Source organism: Bremerella sp. TYQ1 (assembly GCF_020150455.1).
Lineage (GTDB): Bacteria > Planctomycetota > Planctomycetia > Pirellulales > Pirellulaceae > Bremerella > Bremerella volcania_A.
Map to the genome: position 1 here is coordinate 3,858,533 of NZ_CP083740.1, position 16,578 is coordinate 3,875,110.

Here is a 16,578-nt window from a genome sequence, read left to right on the forward strand (position 1 = left end):
TTTCTCAACCAACCCACCTATTATCACTACTAGAAGGCCACGTCAGACCACCTAAAAGAACACGATGGGGGCGTGCAAGAATTTACCGACTTATTTTTGATATTTCTTTCTCTTGGCTGCTAGCATAGCGGACGCTTGGCCAATCGCGGGCTTTAAGAAGAAGATGTTCCCACGAGCACATTCATGCAGGCCATTTCGCCGCGTGACCTCCCTGCGGCTAAGCGAAAACAGCAATGGGGAACGGTCTGACTAATCTTCGCTTAACAGTTTGCGTCGTCGCGATTCGTAGCGGCGTTTTGCTTGTTGGTACTGGTCCGCTCTGACGAATTGCCAAAACCCTGTTCCAATTCCCACGACAGCCGCAAGTGCGCCGAATGCAGGGAAGATCACCTGTGGACCCGGACCAGGACCGCTCATTCCTTCGGAGGCGTTCAATCCGATGGTCGTCGCAAGGATGCAGAAGCCAATCCCCGCCAGGCACGAGAATATAGCGCCTCCGGCCGAAGGGATCGACGTATGACCATCCTTCCCTTTGACCAAGAATCCTTGTTGAGCCAGCTCCCACTCGCGATCCAAGCTGGCAATCTGCTGTTGACGATGCAGTTGGTCGACTTTGTCCTCGATCTTCTCGGTCCGTTCGGCCAACTGATCAAGCTTCTCGGTATAGGCCGCTCCCCCTTCATGCACGACAGCCAATTGCGTTCCGCAGTGCATACAAGTCACATGTTTCAGATCCTCAGGGACCTGAAGCGGTGCTGCACAGTTGCGACAATTTAAAGGAATCAAAGCCATGGCATTCGTGTAATGAGATCAGATCGGCATGTTGCGAAAACAATCAGGCAGTTATTCGACGGCCAGACATCAATCTTAAACAAACTTCGGGCAAAGTTCTCCCCAAACGCAATCTCGTTTTTTGAGGGAATCAACTTCATCGCGACACCCTCAATATTTCCTTGCAATCACGCGCCGCTCACCCTACGTTAAAACGCAAGTCGAGCCCTATTCTGACCGTCCGCCTACCGCTATTCTTCGACAACGTTTCGAACCTATGCCGCATACTAACTGTTTCTCAATCCTGCGTTTGCTTTCCCTATTGGCTTTGGCCATTGCCGTAGCGATGCACGGCACTTCTTCCACCGCGTGGGGCATTGGGTGCGAGCCTGGGGAAGCCCAAGACTTAAAGTCGATCGAAGAACTTGTCGGCCCGATCGACGAGCGTGCGAAAAAGCTCACCGAAGCGGAGCAGAAAGCCAAACAGGAACAGCGTGTTGCCGAGCAGCGAGCCAAAGAGATTCGGGACATGCAGAAAGCAGAGATCGATCGAATCACTGCCAAACTGCAAACATCGCTCGACGACCCGAACCTCTGGCTTTCCCGCGCACGCATCCGAACAGAATTAGGAGAACGCGAAGGCGCCATCACCGACTTGACGCAGTACATGAAATTGCAAGGACCGTCGGCGGCGATCCTTGCCGAGCGAGGCAAGCTTCAGCTGAGTCTTAACCACTTCGATAAAGCCGAAGCGGACTTAAACGAAGCAGTCAAGCTTGAGCCTGAAAACCCTGACGTCCTCTTCGCACGCGGGAAGATCTTCATCGAACAATGGAAGACGGCCGAAGCGTACGGCGACTTCTCGAAGGCGATTGAAATCGATCCCAATCATCTCGATGCCCGCTACAACCGAGCTTACCTACTGCTGGGCGTACGTTTTACTTATGGCAACTGTAGAGCCGCCGTGCAAGATTTGAAAGTGGTCGTCGAAGCGAAGCCTGACTGGCTGTTGGCGCGTTACCACTACGTCCGTGCTCTGCATGGCTATGGCAAAAGCGAAGAGGTGATTCGCCACGCCACGTACGTCATTTGGCACGACCCCGAATCAGAGTGCATGTATTCGTATCGCAGCATGGCATACAAGTTCACCAAGCAGTACGAAAAAGCGATGCTCGATGCGACCAAGTACATGGAGTTCAACCCTCGCGATGCGGCTCGTGTCGTTCGTCGCGCCGAGATTTTCATCGCGATGGAAGACTGGGAAAAAGCCCTTGCCGATCTGAGCACATTCCTGGAAGCAAGACCGGAAAACGCATCCGGCTACCGAGCTCGTGCCGATGTTCACGAAGAGCTACGCAACTACGAAGCATCGATCAAAGACTGGGATAAGATGGTCGAGCTTGAGCCAGAAAATTCGGACTGGCCCCGATTCCGTGGCATGGTCAAGCGAGACGCAGGGGATCACGACGGGGCATTGGCCGACTTGAACATGGCCATGTCGATGAGTCCTCTCTCAGGTGCATTGCGCAACAATCGTTCGATCATCTACAAAGAAATGGGCGAACATGCCAAAGCCTGGGCAGACGAAGCGAGCCAGACGCGAGCAGTGAAAGAATCGATTGGCAAGCTGCACGAGTACGACGAACTCGTCGCGGAAGAAAAGCAGAAGCTAACAGCATTGATCGAAGAGCAACTTGCCATTTTGCGAGAAGGCAAATCGCTGAACCATCAGATCTTCTGGAAGCACGACCAGCATCCTGAATGGGACACCCTTTGGATCACCGCGTTGCTTTCGCTTCTGGAATCGGAAGACAAGTCGATGCAAGAGAATGGTCTCCGAGGTTTCGAGAAGTTTGTGATGCGTGTCGATGCTTATCCAATCTCGCAAGAGAATACCGATCGATCGATTGCCGCTCTGAAAACATTCGCTGCCGCCGATCATCCCGAACCACTCAAAAAGAAGGCGACCATTCTAGCTAAGAACTTGGGCGTTCTTTTCGAGGTCAACCAGCCCGACTATGAGGGATCGCAGCCTGATAGTCTGCACTTCAAAAAGTTGACGCTTGAGGCGGACGAACAAGGTCGCCCTTGCGAGTTTACGCGGATCGGTATCGAATGGCTCGAGAAGAAAGAACGCTATACGACGAATCGCTTCCGTGAGATCCGACATACGCCAGAGTTCATCGAACTCTATTCGATGGACCGTCACCTTTGGGTTCGCCTGCATGCCGACAAAGCCACATGGTCGTGGGACCGAAAGAACTGGAAGTTGATTGGCCACGGCGAGATTACCAAGCGATAGCTCCATCCATTCCAAGCCCTCACCTCTTACTACGATCCGGCGGAAACGCATCGTTTTCATCCGGATGTGCGGCTGCGCGTAAGGAAACTCAACAGCCCCTTATATTGCAATTCGGGGGCGAAAGTTCGAATCCGATCCGCCAAGACGTGTTTTTCCAATTGCCCTAAGAAATTGATTACACCACCTGGGAAGTAAGTGGCTCATCTGATTTCCCGGTCGGTCGCGCAAGTCAGGTGCTCTCCTCACCGCACGACGCGAGCACCCTCTTATCGCTCTCTTATTTCTTTCTATTCTTGGGGCCATACCAATGACCATTCGTCTGAAACGTGGATTCACTCTCGTAGAGCTTCTCGTCGTCATTGCCATCATCGGCGTGCTGATCGCTTTGCTTTTGCCGGCCGTGCAACAGGCCCGGGAAGCAGCACGACGCATGCAGTGCAGCAACCATTTGAAGCAGCTTGCGTTGGCATGTCACACATACGCCGATGCCAATAAGTCGTTCCCTTCCGGGGTGATCGGCATGATCAGCAGTTGGGATCAAAAGACCGATCGTTATACCGGTAGCGACAGCGGCGGACCGATCGCGCGCGGCGAATGGCGCGGCGGACCAGACTGGGCGTGGACCGCGTTGGTCCTTCCTTACATGGAACAATCGGCCATGCACGAACGGCTTGGCGTCGGGCGGATCGACGCGATTCATGCGATGACCAACGCAGACGTTCGAGCGGCCATTTCCATTCCTATGCCCACGTTCAACTGCCCTTCTGACCCGAAGCCAGGCGAAACAACCGATCGTCCTTCGCTCAAGCACACCGGCGTTAAAGATGCCGATGGGACGGTTCACAACAACATTCTGGCGCTTTCCAATTACGTCGGTAACATGGGCCGCGGCCGAGACGCACTGACGTGCTGCAGTGCCGATCGCTGGTTCCAAATGAACTTCGGTGGCTGGGCAGAAGGCCCTTTCAATGTGAACACCAACACGCGATTCCGTGACATCACCGATGGTTCGACGAACACCATCCTTATCGGCGAACGAGCTTGGAGCTACAACGTTGGTGGTGCGAAAATCACGTCGGGTGCCGGAGCGATGTACTTCGCGATCTCCACCAAAGGCCCCACGCAAGGACATGGCGCCTCAAACGCACTCGGCATGGGCGGATCAGGGATCAACGGAATTTACCCCGACTCTTCGATCGATGCGATCAGCTTGAAAGCGTCCGGCAACTTCTCTTCCGCTCACCCAGGCGGGGCTCAATTCGCGCTATGCGATGGCTCGGTCCGTTTTCTGAGCGAGAACATCGACCACAAGACTTCCACGGGTGCGTACGACTCGGTCTTTGAGGGTCTCCTGGCCAACTCCGATGGCTACGTCGTCGGCGGTTATTAGTCGATGCGTTTACGTTCGCTTCAGAAGGGGCAGATTTTGTTGCCCCTTCGTTCACGTTCTGAATTCCAGGGGAAAGTCATGCGTTCGATTCGTTCCGTTCTTTTGGCGTCGCTGTTCGCCTCGCTTGCTGCCTGCCTCGGCGGCTGTGGGGCCAGCGGCCTCGACTTCTATCAAGTGGAAGGAGAAGTCCGCCTCAATGGCGAGCCAGTCCGTTATGCCGAAATGCATATCGATCCGACATCCGCAGGCGACAGCGGTCGCACGGTGCCAGCAAGAGTTGTCGATGGGAAGTTCCGTGCTCCGATCGGTGTCGCCGCAGGTCCTGCTGAGTGGACGATTGCCGTCGTCGATACCAGCAAACTCCGTATCAACGACTTTAACAACCTGAGCGATGCCGATGACAGTCAGATTTTGAAGGCGAAGAAAGAGGTCTTCGTCAAACAGATTGATGTCGACCGCCAGCAGTACGTCATTGAACTGCCGTAAACCGACACCCTTACTTCAGGTGGAACGTCACCGCTCCTGTAAATATTCTTAAGACGCTTTGTGAAATCACTAAGGTTGCCCCCTCTCGATGCCTAGCAAATAATTAGATTTATACCAGGAAGTCCGTCTTTGCCTGCATTTCGATTTGTTAGTATTCACTTACGAATAGAACGAGTCATCAGCAGATGACGTACTTCCTTCGCGGTCTCACTTGTCTTGTCGACTGCGCCCTGCCGGCATCTATTTCTTCATCCTTTTCGCCAAAGCGTCTGAACCATGAACAAACGACCTACCGGGTTCACCCTGGTCGAACTCCTGGTGGTGATTGCCATCATCGGAGTTCTCATCGCCCTGCTGCTGCCTGCGGTACAACAAGCGCGAGAAGCCGCTCGCCGAATGCAATGCAGCAACAACACCAAGCAGATCGGCATGGCGTTGCATTTGTATCACGATGCCTACAACGCGTTTCCAGCGCTGCGTGCAGGGAACCCTCGAGGCGCGGCCTCTTACGCTGGTAACAATCGCTTGAATTTGCGTTTCGCGATTCTGCCGTACATGGAACAAAACGCGATCTACTATCAAGGCATGCAGTCGGCCGTTGGTTCTTATTCCAACACCGACCCCATCTGGACGTCGACGGTCGACACGTTCCTTTGCCCCAGTAACGCTGGCCCGGAAACATCGCCTGTTTCTCCGGATGCAACCACCGGCGTTGCCGACTATTACTTCTTCGTTGGCGATCGTCCTTACCGCTCGTATCCCGGCGGAACTTACACCAGCGGCAACCAACACTCAGGCGTCTTCCTCAACGATCATTGGGTTCGCATGTCTGACATCGTCGACGGCACCAGCAACACGATGGGCGTTTCCGAAGGTGTTCGTCCGCAGTCTGATCGAAGCTTCGGAGCGATTATTTTGAAGCCTGGCTCGACGAGCTGGTTTCCTGTATCGCTGGTACCACTGTTCAACAAGTCGACCAATCAGTACATCTCGACGGCCGGATCGTTTCCTGGCGTGGCACGTGGCTATCGAGCTTGGGACGGGGCAATCTTGTTTACCGCGGTCATGGCCGCAACGCCTCCAAACTCGGTTCTCGTCGCCGATGGTTCCAGCCATGGTGGTAGCCAATACTTGCTGTCGCCAACCAGTTACCATCCTGGCGGCGTCATGGTCGGCATGATGGATGGCTCGGTGCAGTTCATTCCCGAAACCATCGATACCGGTAACCAAGGGGCGAACTACCGCGGCTATCCTGACACCGGTAGCCCTAGCAGCTACGGCGTGTGGGGTGCACTTAGCACGAAGTCTGGTGGCGAAGTCGCTTCGGCCAACTAAAGCTTTGCCAACTCCAGGGCACATCGCCGCTCAGTAGTGCGTGTGCCCTGCTCTCTTGCCAGCTCATCCTTATCCGCCCAAGGTGCCCTATGACAATCGCACGTTCATCCCTTGCATTCGCCCTGCTGGCGATCGTTCCTCTGCTTGTCGGCTGCGGACGAACGACCGCGCCGGGCCTCGTTCCACTCGACGTCCAAGTCCTTTACCAAGATCAGCCAGTCGCCGAAGCCGTGGTGATCTTCGTTGGTGAGAATGGAAAGTACGCCAACGGACTGACTGACTCTTCCGGTGTCGCCGCGATGGGTACGTTCGACCCTGGCGATGGCGTTCACCCTGGGTCGTATCAGGTCGGCATCGACAAAAGCCAGCTCATCGAAGAACAAGACCCCAACGATCCGACCGGCAACAAAATCTTGAAAAGCGAAACCATCTTTCACATCCCGGCCAAGTTCGGCGATCCGATCAATTCTGGTCTCACCGCCGAAGTAACCGAAGAAGGCGAGTCGCTGCTGGTCTTCGATCTGAAAGACTAACGCTTCCGCTCAGTAATAGAAAAACACCAGGTCATCGCCAGCGTCGGTGGCCTGATCAAGCCAGCTTTGCAGTTCGGCCAACGCTTCCTGCTCCCACTCTTTCTCCTTATTGCCGTCGCACGCGACGATCGCTTTTTGCACCAGCGGACGTAACGTTTCAATCTCGGCAAGCTTCAAATATCCCATCGACGGAAAGTCGTCCGGCTGCGGCATCGAGACCGGCGATCCGCGATGCAAGATGCCTTCTATGTTCTCGCCGCTGGGCATCGGCGGCACGACCTGTTTAATCGCATCGATCGCTCGGAAGTTAATCGCCGACCACGCGGCCGGATGATGGGTCTTGCCTAGGTGTGCACACAATGCTTCCAGTGCGTAACCATACTTGTAGCCGAAGCTGGGGTCGGTGGGTCGTGCCAACAGCAAATCGGCGAGCGCCCCGCCGGCAGTCAGTTCGCGCTGCGGCTGGTCGTCTTCCTCGTCGTAGGGCTCGTCATCATCGTCGCCGAAGAAGTCGTCACCCAGTGCCTGCTCGACCAAGGAAGCGGCGGTAGCGTTGTCGCCTGATTTCAAAGCTTCCAGCAACTTGTCGCGGTCTTCTTCCGAAATGATTTCTTCCTCGTCGTCATCCTCTTCAATCGGCTCCCAGATCTCGTGCTGATAAGAGAAATTTCCTTGCCGATAGGCCTCGTACTCTTTCTCAATTTCTTCCTCGAAGTCCTCGAAATACTCCCCCATCGAATCAACGCCCAAGAGCCGTTCCGATTCTTTGGTGATGATCTCTTGCAGCAGCGAAGTATCGCCTGATCCACACACCGCTTGCAGCTTGTCCAAAGAAAGCGAGTAAGTCGTCACGCTGTAGCTCATATCTCTTCCCTCTCAAACCAAACAACAACCGCTGAGCAAACCCACAGGATAAAGATTGAACCGCACCTGCACGAGTAAATTTTTGGTGAAGGCCCAGGAATAAAAAAAGCCGCTCACGCAAAGCGAAAGCGGCCAGGTCCTTATCACGGTTTGGAAGTACGTTACGAACGTCGCCCTGTCCGGTGGGCATAGTGTCGCACGTTATCTATCCACGTTCTTACAGCTCGAAGTTGGCCATGTTTTCGCCACCTTCGGTTACTGTGGTGGTCAGTTCCGACTTTTTGTTGTACTTAGCCGGGATGGTTTCTTTGGTAATGGGTTCATCGGTGACTTGATCGCGGCCGGTTTCGACGCGGCTTGAGATCTTCACGACCTTTTCGCCGGGTGTGGAGTCGATGGTGTATTTACCATCCTGAATTTCGGCCGACGCTGGCGGGATGCCGTTGGCGACATCTTGCTCCGAAACAAAACTAATTCGTCCCGTTTCCAGGGGTTTGCCATCCAGGGTCACTGTGCCGGAAACGGCCAGGCGGTTGTCGTTCGACTCGGATGCCGTGCATCCCAAAGCCATGGGGACGAGCAGCCCCATGGCAAGTAGTACCATTCGCATGATGATGTCCTTTGCTGACTCGAATTAAGGAAGCGTCGCCACGTTGCCATCGTTACGGACGGCTAAGTTGCCGAACGTTGGCAGATCGATCGTTTCCGGAATGAAGTGAATCGAGCCATCGCAGAACAAAACGTTCACGCCGCCGGGGTGCTCGGAACGCAAAGGAGCGTTGTTGCCGTAATTGGCACAAACACCGTCGGTATCGCACTGGCTATCGAAAGGACCAATTCGATTGATGGGGTACCGAAGTGCGGTCAGATTGAACAAACGAGCATCGCGGTTACCCGTCGGCAGCACGGTACCATTGTTGTTGTTACCGATCGTTCCCATGTTGAAACCGTAGTACGTGCTGCGGTAATCGACACGGTTGCCGGAACTGTTCTCGAGCCAGGCCCCCACTTCGCTGATGGCCATCGTGTTGCTGCTGCCATCGGTCAAATCGTTGAAGCCTGTCTTGCTGTTGTAGTACAGCACGCCGTTTGTGGTGGCTGGTCCAGTTTCCGAGGCATACTCGGTTCCGCCACTGACGCCTGCGAAACCATTCACCACGCCGGCGATCCCCACGTAGTCCGCGATCATCGTTTTCACTTCGTGATCGCACAGTTCCTTCGAGAGCGAAGCGGAAGGGCATTCGTAAATCGGAAAGACAGGACTGCCGGCATCCGCGCCGCAAGCATCGCTCATCGCACCGTCGTTCCAATGCTGACTGAAATCGACAATGTCGTAGACGTTGCCCAGTTCGACAAATGGCAACAGATGCACCATCCAGCCGGTACCCCATTTACGTCCCGTGGCGGTGCCGAACGGCGACATGTTATTCGTCGTCCCCGGAGGGAATCGCTTGAACGTGTCGTGAAAGTTGTGCAGGCCCAAGCCATGCTGCTTCAAATTGTTGACGCACTGCGAACGGCGAGCCGCTTCCCGGGCCTGCTGAACGGCAGGCAAAAGCAACGCGATCAAGACACCAATAATGGCAATCACCACCAAAAGCTCCACCAACGTGAAGCCGGAACGAGAACTCTTCATGACAAGCAAAACCTATAAACAAGAAATGATGAACCGAGCCGCTACACCAAGGGGTTACCTAAACCGCCTACAGATGGGAATATAGGGAGCAATTCGAAAAGGCACCAAGCTTTGGCAAGGTTTTTTGCATTATTTCCCCGCTAAGGGGTCATAAGATAACGCTGAAATGAGTCGAACGCTCGGGTAGCCGCAGGGTGGGTACCACCACTCATTCGTAGTAGGACGTTAGCTTTATTGCACATTAAACGCAATATTTTTGAGTTTACTGGCAATATTCCCCAAAGCCCTGTCATGAAATCAGTTACGTCGCACGAGATTAATGTGTCGCGAAAACACCAGGAACACGTACCCGAATCTAACGACCGAGAAAGTTCGTCCGCGTGAAATTCTCTCTCAACGGAACCGCAGCCAACGGAATGCCGGTCAGTCGCCTGGTTGACCTACCGGACGAAGAAGCGGTCCGCGAATATGCTCAGCAGCATCAGATCACCGTTCATCGAATCCGTGCAATGACGCCGCGGCAATCGCTTGAGTACCATATTCCTTCGGAAGATCCGGCTGTGCTTAAAGCGGACTATGAACGCCGCCGCCAGATTAGTCTGCACGCCAGTCTCGGTGGTATTCTGTGCCTCGCTGGAGGATCGATTTCGTTGTTGACCCCCTTTCCTGTGGTAGGCTGTCAGCTCTTCCCCATGTCCTTCCTGCTTTTCATGGTAAGTGCTGCTTACTATCCCTGGAGTCGTCCCGGAGTCGAGACCATCTCGGACGAATCAGCGTGACCGATCGCTGCATTCTCAATCGCCATCGTGTTCAGCCACTGCCTAAGACAAATACCATTGCATAGATCAGTCGCGTGACTCGCGAGAGTCGCCAACCTATGCTGGTGAAGCTTACGCAAATGGCTGCCCCAATCAGGCAGCTTGCCGACACGACATCAACAAACCAGTCGAGCGACAAAACGCCTCCCAGCACCAAAATCACCATGGCGAAGAAGCCAACGCTGCTACCGAATGCAGCTCCGATAAGGCCGCTGAGGATTCTTCTATCCAAACGGATATGGGACGTGACTTTCTCTATTTCACACGTCTCGACGATTTCGCTCGGCTCGACAAAGAGTGCGACAAGCGCTCCTGACAAGCTAAGGACCCCAGTCCCGATCAATCCGAAGTAAGGATGCAAAAAGAAAGCTACCCCTAAAGCCGCTTGCAGCAAAAGCAGATCGACGATGAAGAATCGACGCGAGCTCAAAGGAGAATCCATTTTCGTAGCAGGATGAAACCGAATTTTCCGTAACCATAACCCAGCAAACGTTGCTTCGCTTCCTGAAGCTAGTTACCTTAGGGCGATATTCGTTACCTCTCCGTTTGCTTCTCTTGATAACTGCCTTGGAAAGTATCGCTGCGTGAAGTTCTCGATCACTGGTACTGCTGCCAACGGAATGCCTGTTAGTCGGTTGATGGAATTTGCCGACGAAGAAGCGGTCCGCGAATATGCCCGGCAACAACAGATCACGCTGAGCAAAGTCCGCCCTCTCGCCAATCAACATTCGCACAACGTTCCGCCAGAAACCTACGCCCCTTCATCTCCCAAAGTCACCGAGTACTACAAGCTTCGGTCCCGCTCGGGAAGTTGCTTTCTTTGGGGCTGGCTGTTTGTCATCGTTGGGATCGCTTCACTCGTGTTTCCCATCCCGCTGATCTGTTTGTTCATTCCACTGGGGCTTTTTCTTATTATGCTGGGCGTCATCTACAGCGTCGGTGCGAGTGTCGTGAACTCGCAAAAGGAAGCCTAAGTTCGCGTCTCAAGTATCGAAAACCGACAGCACGCCACCCCGGCGAAGGATAGAAAAAAGGGTTCCTTTTTTAATCAAAACGTTCGTCATCATTAAATACTTTACAAACTAGACAAGCGAAACGGCTTCTTCTAGGATGCAATTGGCTGCCCCACTTTTAGCCATCCTCAGAACGTTCAAACCTAACGTCGTTCGTCCGCCCCAGGACGCAACTTAATACCATCCGTCGACGACGGTTTGTTCGGTGAAACGCTCCTTCATGCAAGACGCATTTTTCTATTTCTTGCTCCCGAATGAAGGTACGTTTGCTCATGACCATTGGACAACGAAGAGGCGCTTTTACGCTCGTCGAACTGTTGGTGGTGATCGCCATTATTGGTGTCTTGATTGCCCTGCTACTGCCAGCCGTTCAACAGGCCCGTGAAGCCGCTCGGCGGATGCAATGTAGCAACCAGCTTAAGCAGTTGGGCTTGGCTGTGCATAACTATCACGACACCTACAGCAAAATGGTGTACGCCGCCGACCCGCAAAGTTCTTCCGGGGCACGTCGCCGGGGTGCCTCTTGGATCGTTCGCCTGCTGCCGTACATCGAGCAGTCTGCCATCTACGACAACTACGTCTTCGCCGGCGATTCCACCATGCAGGAAGGGCCGAATCCCAACGCGGCACTGATCGATAACGTGGTCATTCCCGGTCTCAACTGCCCTTCGTCTCCCTTGGAAGATCGCAAGTCGCACGGCACCAACGCCAACGGCGACATCACCGTACAGACCGGCAACTACGTCGGCGTTCATGGTTCGCACTTCACCGGCGGAACGACCAGCGACGTCTCGACGTCAACTCGCTGCAGTTTGTACTACGGCGAACAAGTTCCTAACGGTGCCATCGCTTACATCAACGTCGGTGGCGATAACGAAGAAGTCGGCTGCCCCGCCCGAGTCTCGCCGATCGGTTTTCATAGCGTTACCGACGGCACCTCGAACACGTTGATGATCGGCGAACAGTCTGACTATCAATACGCCCCGGATGGTTCCAAGCTTGATCTTCGCTCGTCGACCTACCTGGGCGGCATCTGGAGCAACGGTTCCGGGTCGACCTATTGGACGCAGAACGTCACAACGCTGCGTCATGGCATCAACACCTACGGTGGCGACGGCAACACGGCTGCCTATCAGCACAACGTCTCGTTCACCTCGGCTCATCCCGGCGGAATGCTTGGTGCCCAAGTCGATGGTTCGGTGCGTTTTGTGCCAGAGAACATCGACTTCTCGATCCTGACAGGATTGTGCGATCGCCAAGATGGCAACGTGCTGGGTCAGTTCTAAGCCCCGGCGTTCGCCTACGCGAAACTTACCGTCCGTCGGCCGGCGCGAAGCCTATCTTCCCGCCGGCCCCATGCGCGGCTGTGACTTTCTCCCACAACAATCCTTGATGGATAACAACCTATGCTACCTGCTATGTCTTCGCTTCGCGTCTTATCGCAAAGCGGCGTATTGCTGCTTCTGATTTCCGCTATCGGCTGCTCTTCCGGCGAGTACTCCGATCTCGGCCAGGTCACCGGCCAAGTCACCATGGATGGCCAGCCACTGCCGGAAGCTTTGGTTCGCTTCTCCCCTTCCTCCGGTCGTCCAGCGATGGGGGTTACCGACGCAGAAGGCAACTACGAACTGATCTACGTCCGCGATATCCGAGGCGCCGAACCAGGGGAATACGACGTCGAAATCACGACATGGTTCCGCCCTGAAACGATCGAGGATGCCCACAAGAAGCGAACCGAAAAGATTCCCACTAAGTACAACAAACGCACGACCCTATCCGCCACGGTCGAGCAAGGGAAAAACGAAATCGACTTTCCACTCGAGTCGAAATAACCAGACGCACTTGCAGCAAACTCACATCGGGCCATGTCTCAATCCAAGTTGGACATGGCCTGATAACGTCTCGAGTTTAGCCCCAATCTTCCTGGGCGATGTCTTTAATGTTCCCTGACTGGGCATTCATACTGCGCTGCTCCGGCGAGAAGAATCCGGCCAGTTCCAACAGCCAAACCATCAACGACGCCCCGAACCCTATCAGGCTGTGCAGTATCACAAAGAACGCCATCCGGCGGCCGGCCCCCATGTCAGCGGAAGGGTCAAGCACCACCGTCGAGATCAATGGCCCGACGAGAATCGCCAGCAGCAAGATCACGTTGGCCCGCTGACTGCTGCGATACTTGCCCGGCAACAGTTGCCAACTGCACGTTAGGCAGACCGCCAACGTCGTCGGCACGATCATGATCAAGGGACTTTGCCAGTCCCACGCGAACACCTTCTGCAAGTCTTTATCGAAGTGAACGGCGCTGCGAATGAACGCAAAGATCAGCCCCAGCAGCACCATCCAGCCGCCGATATCTTTCAACAACACCTGATCTAGCCGCGGCGGCACACGCAGCCCCCATGGCAAAGCCCAGCTCAACATCCATGTCAGCACCAACGACGCGACTAGGTACGCCAACAGCAAACAACCAAGCTCATCCAACTGCTCGCCATCAATTTTCCGCTCCATCAAGGCGACTCCGATCAGCATACCGCCGAGCGTGAACATTGAGACAACCGATCGAAGCCAAACTTCACCACTCCCGGCCACCAACCAAAAGCCAAACACTGAGGCGACAAAACAGGCCCCACGGACCGGGTCGGTATAGAAGATAGTGAACAGAACCAACGCATAGATCACTAACCAGAGCATACCCTCCGGCACCCCAGCCGCCGAGCGATTCTCTCGATCCGAAAGCTCCGTCACACGTGCCCCTTTGATGAACAGCCCCAGACGCCAGGCATTGCTTTGCCGGTAATGCGATCCCGATCCACACAAAGCCTTGTTAGCAGTCAGTTCCCCAGCATCATAACAATCGCATAAATCGCCCCGGTACATTTACTAAGTCGGCGGCCGACAGTTACAAAGCTGGCACAAATGGCCGCCCCGACCAGGCAGCTTGCCGAAACGACATGGGTCAACCATTGAAGTGACAGCGTACCACTTGCCAACGTCACGGCCACCATCACTCCGAACCCAAACAGGGCGCCAAACGCCGCTCCGATCAAACCACTTACCATCCGATAAGCGAGATGCCCCGGCAGCGGATCAACCTCCTTCCCGTCGCGCTGATCCATCGAACTCAACACGTCGAAAAAGGCCATGCCGGCTCCGACAAAACAAAGCAGTCCCACCCCAGTCCATCCGATATAGGGAGACAAAAAGAATGCCACCGCCAATGATGCTTGTAGCAAAAGTAAATTAACAAGTGAGAATCGACGTGAACTCATGGAATCCTTCTATCTCGTCCCAAACACAACAGCCTAACGGCACGCAACTCCTAAACCTTTTGCCGCCTCTATGAAAGCTACGTAGGTTGGGTCGTGCCCCAGCGAAAACACTTCAGCGGCTTACAGCATAACCGGAAGCCTGCGAAGAAGTCATGAATGAAACGCCAGGATGGACTCAGGCCGTGGTTAGAAATCGCAGGGTCGCGACTCAGCCTACGGCGACACTTCTCACAGGTCCGCCCTCCCCTGTCACCGGCTCTCCCAGCGGATCAAAAAGCTTGTCGCCGCGAGCGATGACAGGAACGACGCGGTGATGCAGGCTCCGGCGATCATGAAGATGCCGCCGATGCCTGGCCAGTGGACGCCTCGCGAGCCGATCGCGTCGACGATCAGTCCGCTTAGGACGCCCAGCAGCATGCTGTAAGGTGGCGCGATCAGCAGAACCGGCAAGTAGCGTCGGTTCCAGCGTTCTGAAAGCATGGCGGTGACTCCCAGCATCATTCCCATCGGCACGACCGCCGTGACGAAGGCAACAACCGCGGAGATCGCGTGCCCCTCCGCTCCCAAGAAGACATCGGCCCTGCCGGCGGTGGCCACCAAACCGATGACGGACGCGTACATCGTAACGGTGGCCATCATCTCGCCGAGAGTGACCTGATGGGAGCGCGATGATTCGCCTGGATGCGGAGGCTGGCTGATTTCGGACATGGGAAGATCACTCTCTCTTAAGGGTCCAGTGCCATCTGTTGCGGCGGATACCTCTTTTCGCGAAAACGGCCTGGCGAACGGTCAAGAGAAAAACGCCAGCAAAGGCAATTTTGCCCCGGATTTGCGGCCTTCCGCGGCTCGAAATGGTCGGCGAAGTTTTCATTTTGCACCATGCTCATTGCCAATTTGCACATTGCGATTTCTTAACTTGCCGAGGCGAAATTCGCTCCATAAACTCAAATTGTCCCTACCACTAAACAGGCGCGATCGTGCCTGTCTTCGCGGGTGGTCATTTGCTGCTCACCGGAGCGCAACGTTTTCATTTTTTATCTAGAGGTCGTAAATCTATGTCGCACGTCACACCAAGCAAAAAGGGGTTCACGCTCGTCGAACTTCTGGTGGTTATCGCCATTATTGGAGTGCTGATCGCGCTGCTGCTGCCTGCCGTTCAACAGGCTCGCGAAGCGGCTCGACGTATTCAGTGCTCGAACAACTTGAAGCAGATGGGCCTCGCGCTGCACAACTTCCACGACACCTACGGCGCCTTCCCTGTGGGCACCACCGACGACGACATGAACAACTGGGGCTGGGGCGTCTACCTGCTTCCTTACATCGAACAGAACAATATCTACACCGCGATGACGACCCGCGCCGCCTCGAACGTTCCACCGGCGTTCCTGGTTTACAAGTCAGGCTCGCACATCAACGTCGATACCTACGACAGCACAACAAGCACCACCAACCCAACCGCGGTTGTCAATCCAAACACCGGCAGCGCTATCGCCGGCGAAGGGGGTGCCACTCAAGTGATTCAAGCGTTCATCTGCCCAAGCGACATCCTTCCTGAAACGGAAGACAACGGCTTCGCGAAAAGCAACTACCTCGGCTGCATGGGCTCCAACTATGGCGGTACCGCTCCGAACATGCCCAACTCGTTCCCTTGGGATACCGCAACCGAAGGTGGCCAGTCGCCTGGCTCGCTCGGCCGCAACTACTGGGGCGTTTCGATGAATGGCGTCTTCGGCGCCGACGGTAGCAACACCGATACCTGGATGCGTCGCTTCGCCGACATCACCGACGGTACCAGCAACACGATCGCCATCGGCGAAGTCTCTGTTTCCGAACATGTGAACCCCAGCACCACCACCGATACTCGCTATCCAATCTGGGCAGGTGCCAACGGCTTCTGCTGTGCCATGCGACGCCTGGGCGGCGTGCTGCGAATGGCTAACAGCCAGTTCTACATCAACCGCAAGTTGGGCGACGCGTCCGATCAAAGCTTCGGCAGCCAACACCCAGGCGGTGCCCAGTTCGTTTACTGCGACGGTTCGGTTTCGTTCCTTAGCGAAAACATCAACACCGACATTTACAGCTACATGGCTGGTCGTAACGACGGCAACGTGACCGGTTCGTTCTAAGACGTTCGCACGTTTCTCACGATCCGTTCATTCCA

The 16,578-nt window shown here is 54.9% G+C and carries 18 protein-coding genes; 10 read left to right on the forward strand and 8 right to left on the reverse strand.

The annotated features are described in order from the left end of the window. Positions 1-249: 249 nt before the first annotated feature. Positions 250-792, reverse strand: coding sequence for a hypothetical protein (locus LA756_RS15340; protein ID WP_224435598.1), 543 nt, complete (start codon positions 790-792; stop codon positions 250-252). Between the two features lie 256 nt (positions 793-1,048). On the opposite strand from LA756_RS15340, the gene LA756_RS15345 reads away from it, so the two are divergent. The 5 genes from LA756_RS15345 to LA756_RS15365 all read left to right on the forward strand — a co-directional run bounded on the left by LA756_RS15345 (position 1,049) and on the right by LA756_RS15365 (position 6,817). Next, the gene (locus LA756_RS15345; protein ID WP_224435599.1) at positions 1,049-3,073 is read left to right on the forward strand and encodes a tetratricopeptide repeat protein; all 2,025 of its coding nucleotides are present in this window, start codon (positions 1,049-1,051) and stop codon (positions 3,071-3,073) included. A 307-nt stretch (positions 3,074-3,380) separates the two neighbouring features. Next, a complete protein-coding gene (locus LA756_RS15350; RefSeq protein WP_261362038.1) occupies positions 3,381-4,463 on the forward strand; it encodes a DUF1559 domain-containing protein in 1,083 nt (360 codons plus the stop codon). A gap of 78 nt (positions 4,464-4,541) precedes the next feature. Next, complete coding sequence (locus LA756_RS15355; protein ID WP_224435600.1) at positions 4,542-4,949, forward strand: hypothetical protein; 408 nt, start codon at positions 4,542-4,544, stop codon at positions 4,947-4,949. Positions 4,950-5,225: 276 nt separating this feature from the next. Beyond that, a complete protein-coding gene (locus LA756_RS15360; protein WP_224435601.1) occupies positions 5,226-6,284 on the forward strand; it encodes a DUF1559 domain-containing protein in 1,059 nt (352 codons plus the stop codon). Positions 6,285-6,373: 89 nt separating this feature from the next. After that, the gene (locus tag LA756_RS15365; RefSeq protein WP_224435602.1) at positions 6,374-6,817 is read left to right on the forward strand and encodes a hypothetical protein; all 444 of its coding nucleotides are present in this window, start codon (positions 6,374-6,376) and stop codon (positions 6,815-6,817) included. 9 nt (positions 6,818-6,826) lie between these two features. On the opposite strand, the gene LA756_RS15370 is transcribed toward LA756_RS15365, so the two are convergent. From LA756_RS15370 to LA756_RS15380, 3 genes are all read right to left on the reverse strand, one after another. Next, positions 6,827-7,681: a hypothetical protein gene (locus tag LA756_RS15370; RefSeq protein WP_224435603.1), complete on the reverse strand. Its 855-nt coding sequence runs from the start codon at positions 7,679-7,681 to the stop codon at positions 6,827-6,829. Between the two features lie 217 nt (positions 7,682-7,898). Next, complete coding sequence (locus tag LA756_RS15375) at positions 7,899-8,291, reverse strand: hypothetical protein (protein ID WP_224435604.1); 393 nt, start codon at positions 8,289-8,291, stop codon at positions 7,899-7,901. A 24-nt stretch (positions 8,292-8,315) separates the two neighbouring features. Beyond that, positions 8,316-9,317 (reverse strand): DUF1559 domain-containing protein, encoded by a 1,002-nt coding sequence (locus LA756_RS15380; RefSeq protein WP_224435605.1) that lies wholly within the window; start codon positions 9,315-9,317, stop codon positions 8,316-8,318. Between the two features lie 380 nt (positions 9,318-9,697). Between LA756_RS15380 and LA756_RS15385 the strand changes: the two genes are divergently transcribed. Continuing rightward, complete coding sequence (locus tag LA756_RS15385; RefSeq protein WP_224435606.1) at positions 9,698-10,096, forward strand: hypothetical protein; 399 nt, start codon at positions 9,698-9,700, stop codon at positions 10,094-10,096. 31 nt (positions 10,097-10,127) lie between these two features. On the opposite strand, the gene LA756_RS15390 is transcribed toward LA756_RS15385, so the two are convergent. Beyond that, on the reverse strand, positions 10,128-10,565 hold the full coding sequence (locus LA756_RS15390; protein WP_224435607.1) for a hypothetical protein: 438 nt from the start codon (positions 10,563-10,565) through the stop codon (positions 10,128-10,130). Between the two features lie 154 nt (positions 10,566-10,719). Between LA756_RS15390 and LA756_RS15395 the strand changes: the two genes are divergently transcribed. From LA756_RS15395 to LA756_RS15405, 3 genes are all read left to right on the forward strand, one after another. Beyond that, positions 10,720-11,109 (forward strand): hypothetical protein, encoded by a 390-nt coding sequence (locus tag LA756_RS15395; RefSeq protein WP_224435608.1) that lies wholly within the window; start codon positions 10,720-10,722, stop codon positions 11,107-11,109. Positions 11,110-11,420: 311 nt separating this feature from the next. Further along, positions 11,421-12,434: a DUF1559 domain-containing protein gene (locus LA756_RS15400; RefSeq protein WP_224435609.1), complete on the forward strand. Its 1,014-nt coding sequence runs from the start codon at positions 11,421-11,423 to the stop codon at positions 12,432-12,434. Between the two features lie 120 nt (positions 12,435-12,554). Further along, positions 12,555-12,980, forward strand: coding sequence for a carboxypeptidase-like regulatory domain-containing protein (locus LA756_RS15405; protein ID WP_224435610.1), 426 nt, complete (start codon positions 12,555-12,557; stop codon positions 12,978-12,980). A 76-nt stretch (positions 12,981-13,056) separates the two neighbouring features. Here LA756_RS15405 and LA756_RS15410 read toward each other — a convergent pair whose 3' ends face one another. The 3 genes from LA756_RS15410 to LA756_RS15420 form a co-directional block, all read right to left on the reverse strand. Continuing rightward, entirely contained in the window at positions 13,057-13,893 is an 837-nt protein-coding gene (locus tag LA756_RS15410) for a hypothetical protein (RefSeq protein ID WP_224435611.1), read from the reverse strand. Positions 13,894-13,979: 86 nt separating this feature from the next. Continuing rightward, entirely contained in the window at positions 13,980-14,417 is a 438-nt protein-coding gene (locus tag LA756_RS15415; RefSeq protein ID WP_224435612.1) for a hypothetical protein, read from the reverse strand. A gap of 249 nt (positions 14,418-14,666) precedes the next feature. Next, entirely contained in the window at positions 14,667-15,125 is a 459-nt protein-coding gene (locus LA756_RS15420) for a hypothetical protein (RefSeq protein ID WP_224435613.1), read from the reverse strand. 347 nt (positions 15,126-15,472) lie between these two features. Here LA756_RS15420 and LA756_RS15425 point away from each other — a divergent pair, with 347 nt between their 5' ends. Further along, on the forward strand, positions 15,473-16,543 hold the full coding sequence (locus LA756_RS15425; protein ID WP_224435614.1) for a DUF1559 domain-containing protein: 1,071 nt from the start codon (positions 15,473-15,475) through the stop codon (positions 16,541-16,543). Positions 16,544-16,578: the final 35 nt, after the last annotated feature.

Excerpts from the sequence above, each read along its gene's own strand:
- LA756_RS15340 (WP_224435598.1), bottom strand. The coding sequence starts at position 792 with ATGGCTTTGATTCCTTTAAATTGTCGCAACTGTGCAGCACCGCTTCAG.
- LA756_RS15345 (WP_224435599.1), top strand. The coding sequence starts at position 1,049 with ATGCCGCATACTAACTGTTTCTCAATCCTGCGTTTGCTTTCCCTATTG.
- LA756_RS15350 (WP_261362038.1), top strand. The coding sequence starts at position 3,381 with ATGACCATTCGTCTGAAACGTGGATTCACTCTCGTAGAGCTTCTCGTC.
- LA756_RS15355 (WP_224435600.1), top strand. The coding sequence starts at position 4,542 with ATGCGTTCGATTCGTTCCGTTCTTTTGGCGTCGCTGTTCGCCTCGCTT.
- LA756_RS15360 (WP_224435601.1), top strand. The coding sequence starts at position 5,226 with ATGAACAAACGACCTACCGGGTTCACCCTGGTCGAACTCCTGGTGGTG.
- LA756_RS15365 (WP_224435602.1), top strand. The coding sequence starts at position 6,374 with ATGACAATCGCACGTTCATCCCTTGCATTCGCCCTGCTGGCGATCGTT.
- LA756_RS15370 (WP_224435603.1), bottom strand. The coding sequence starts at position 7,681 with ATGAGCTACAGCGTGACGACTTACTCGCTTTCTTTGGACAAGCTGCAA.
- LA756_RS15375 (WP_224435604.1), bottom strand. The coding sequence starts at position 8,291 with ATGCGAATGGTACTACTTGCCATGGGGCTGCTCGTCCCCATGGCTTTG.
- LA756_RS15380 (WP_224435605.1), bottom strand. The coding sequence starts at position 9,317 with ATGAAGAGTTCTCGTTCCGGCTTCACGTTGGTGGAGCTTTTGGTGGTG.
- LA756_RS15400 (WP_224435609.1), top strand. The coding sequence starts at position 11,421 with ATGACCATTGGACAACGAAGAGGCGCTTTTACGCTCGTCGAACTGTTG.
- LA756_RS15405 (WP_224435610.1), top strand. The coding sequence starts at position 12,555 with ATGCTACCTGCTATGTCTTCGCTTCGCGTCTTATCGCAAAGCGGCGTA.
- LA756_RS15415 (WP_224435612.1), bottom strand. The coding sequence starts at position 14,417 with ATGAGTTCACGTCGATTCTCACTTGTTAATTTACTTTTGCTACAAGCA.
- LA756_RS15420 (WP_224435613.1), bottom strand. The coding sequence starts at position 15,125 with ATGTCCGAAATCAGCCAGCCTCCGCATCCAGGCGAATCATCGCGCTCC.
- LA756_RS15425 (WP_224435614.1), top strand. The coding sequence starts at position 15,473 with ATGTCGCACGTCACACCAAGCAAAAAGGGGTTCACGCTCGTCGAACTT.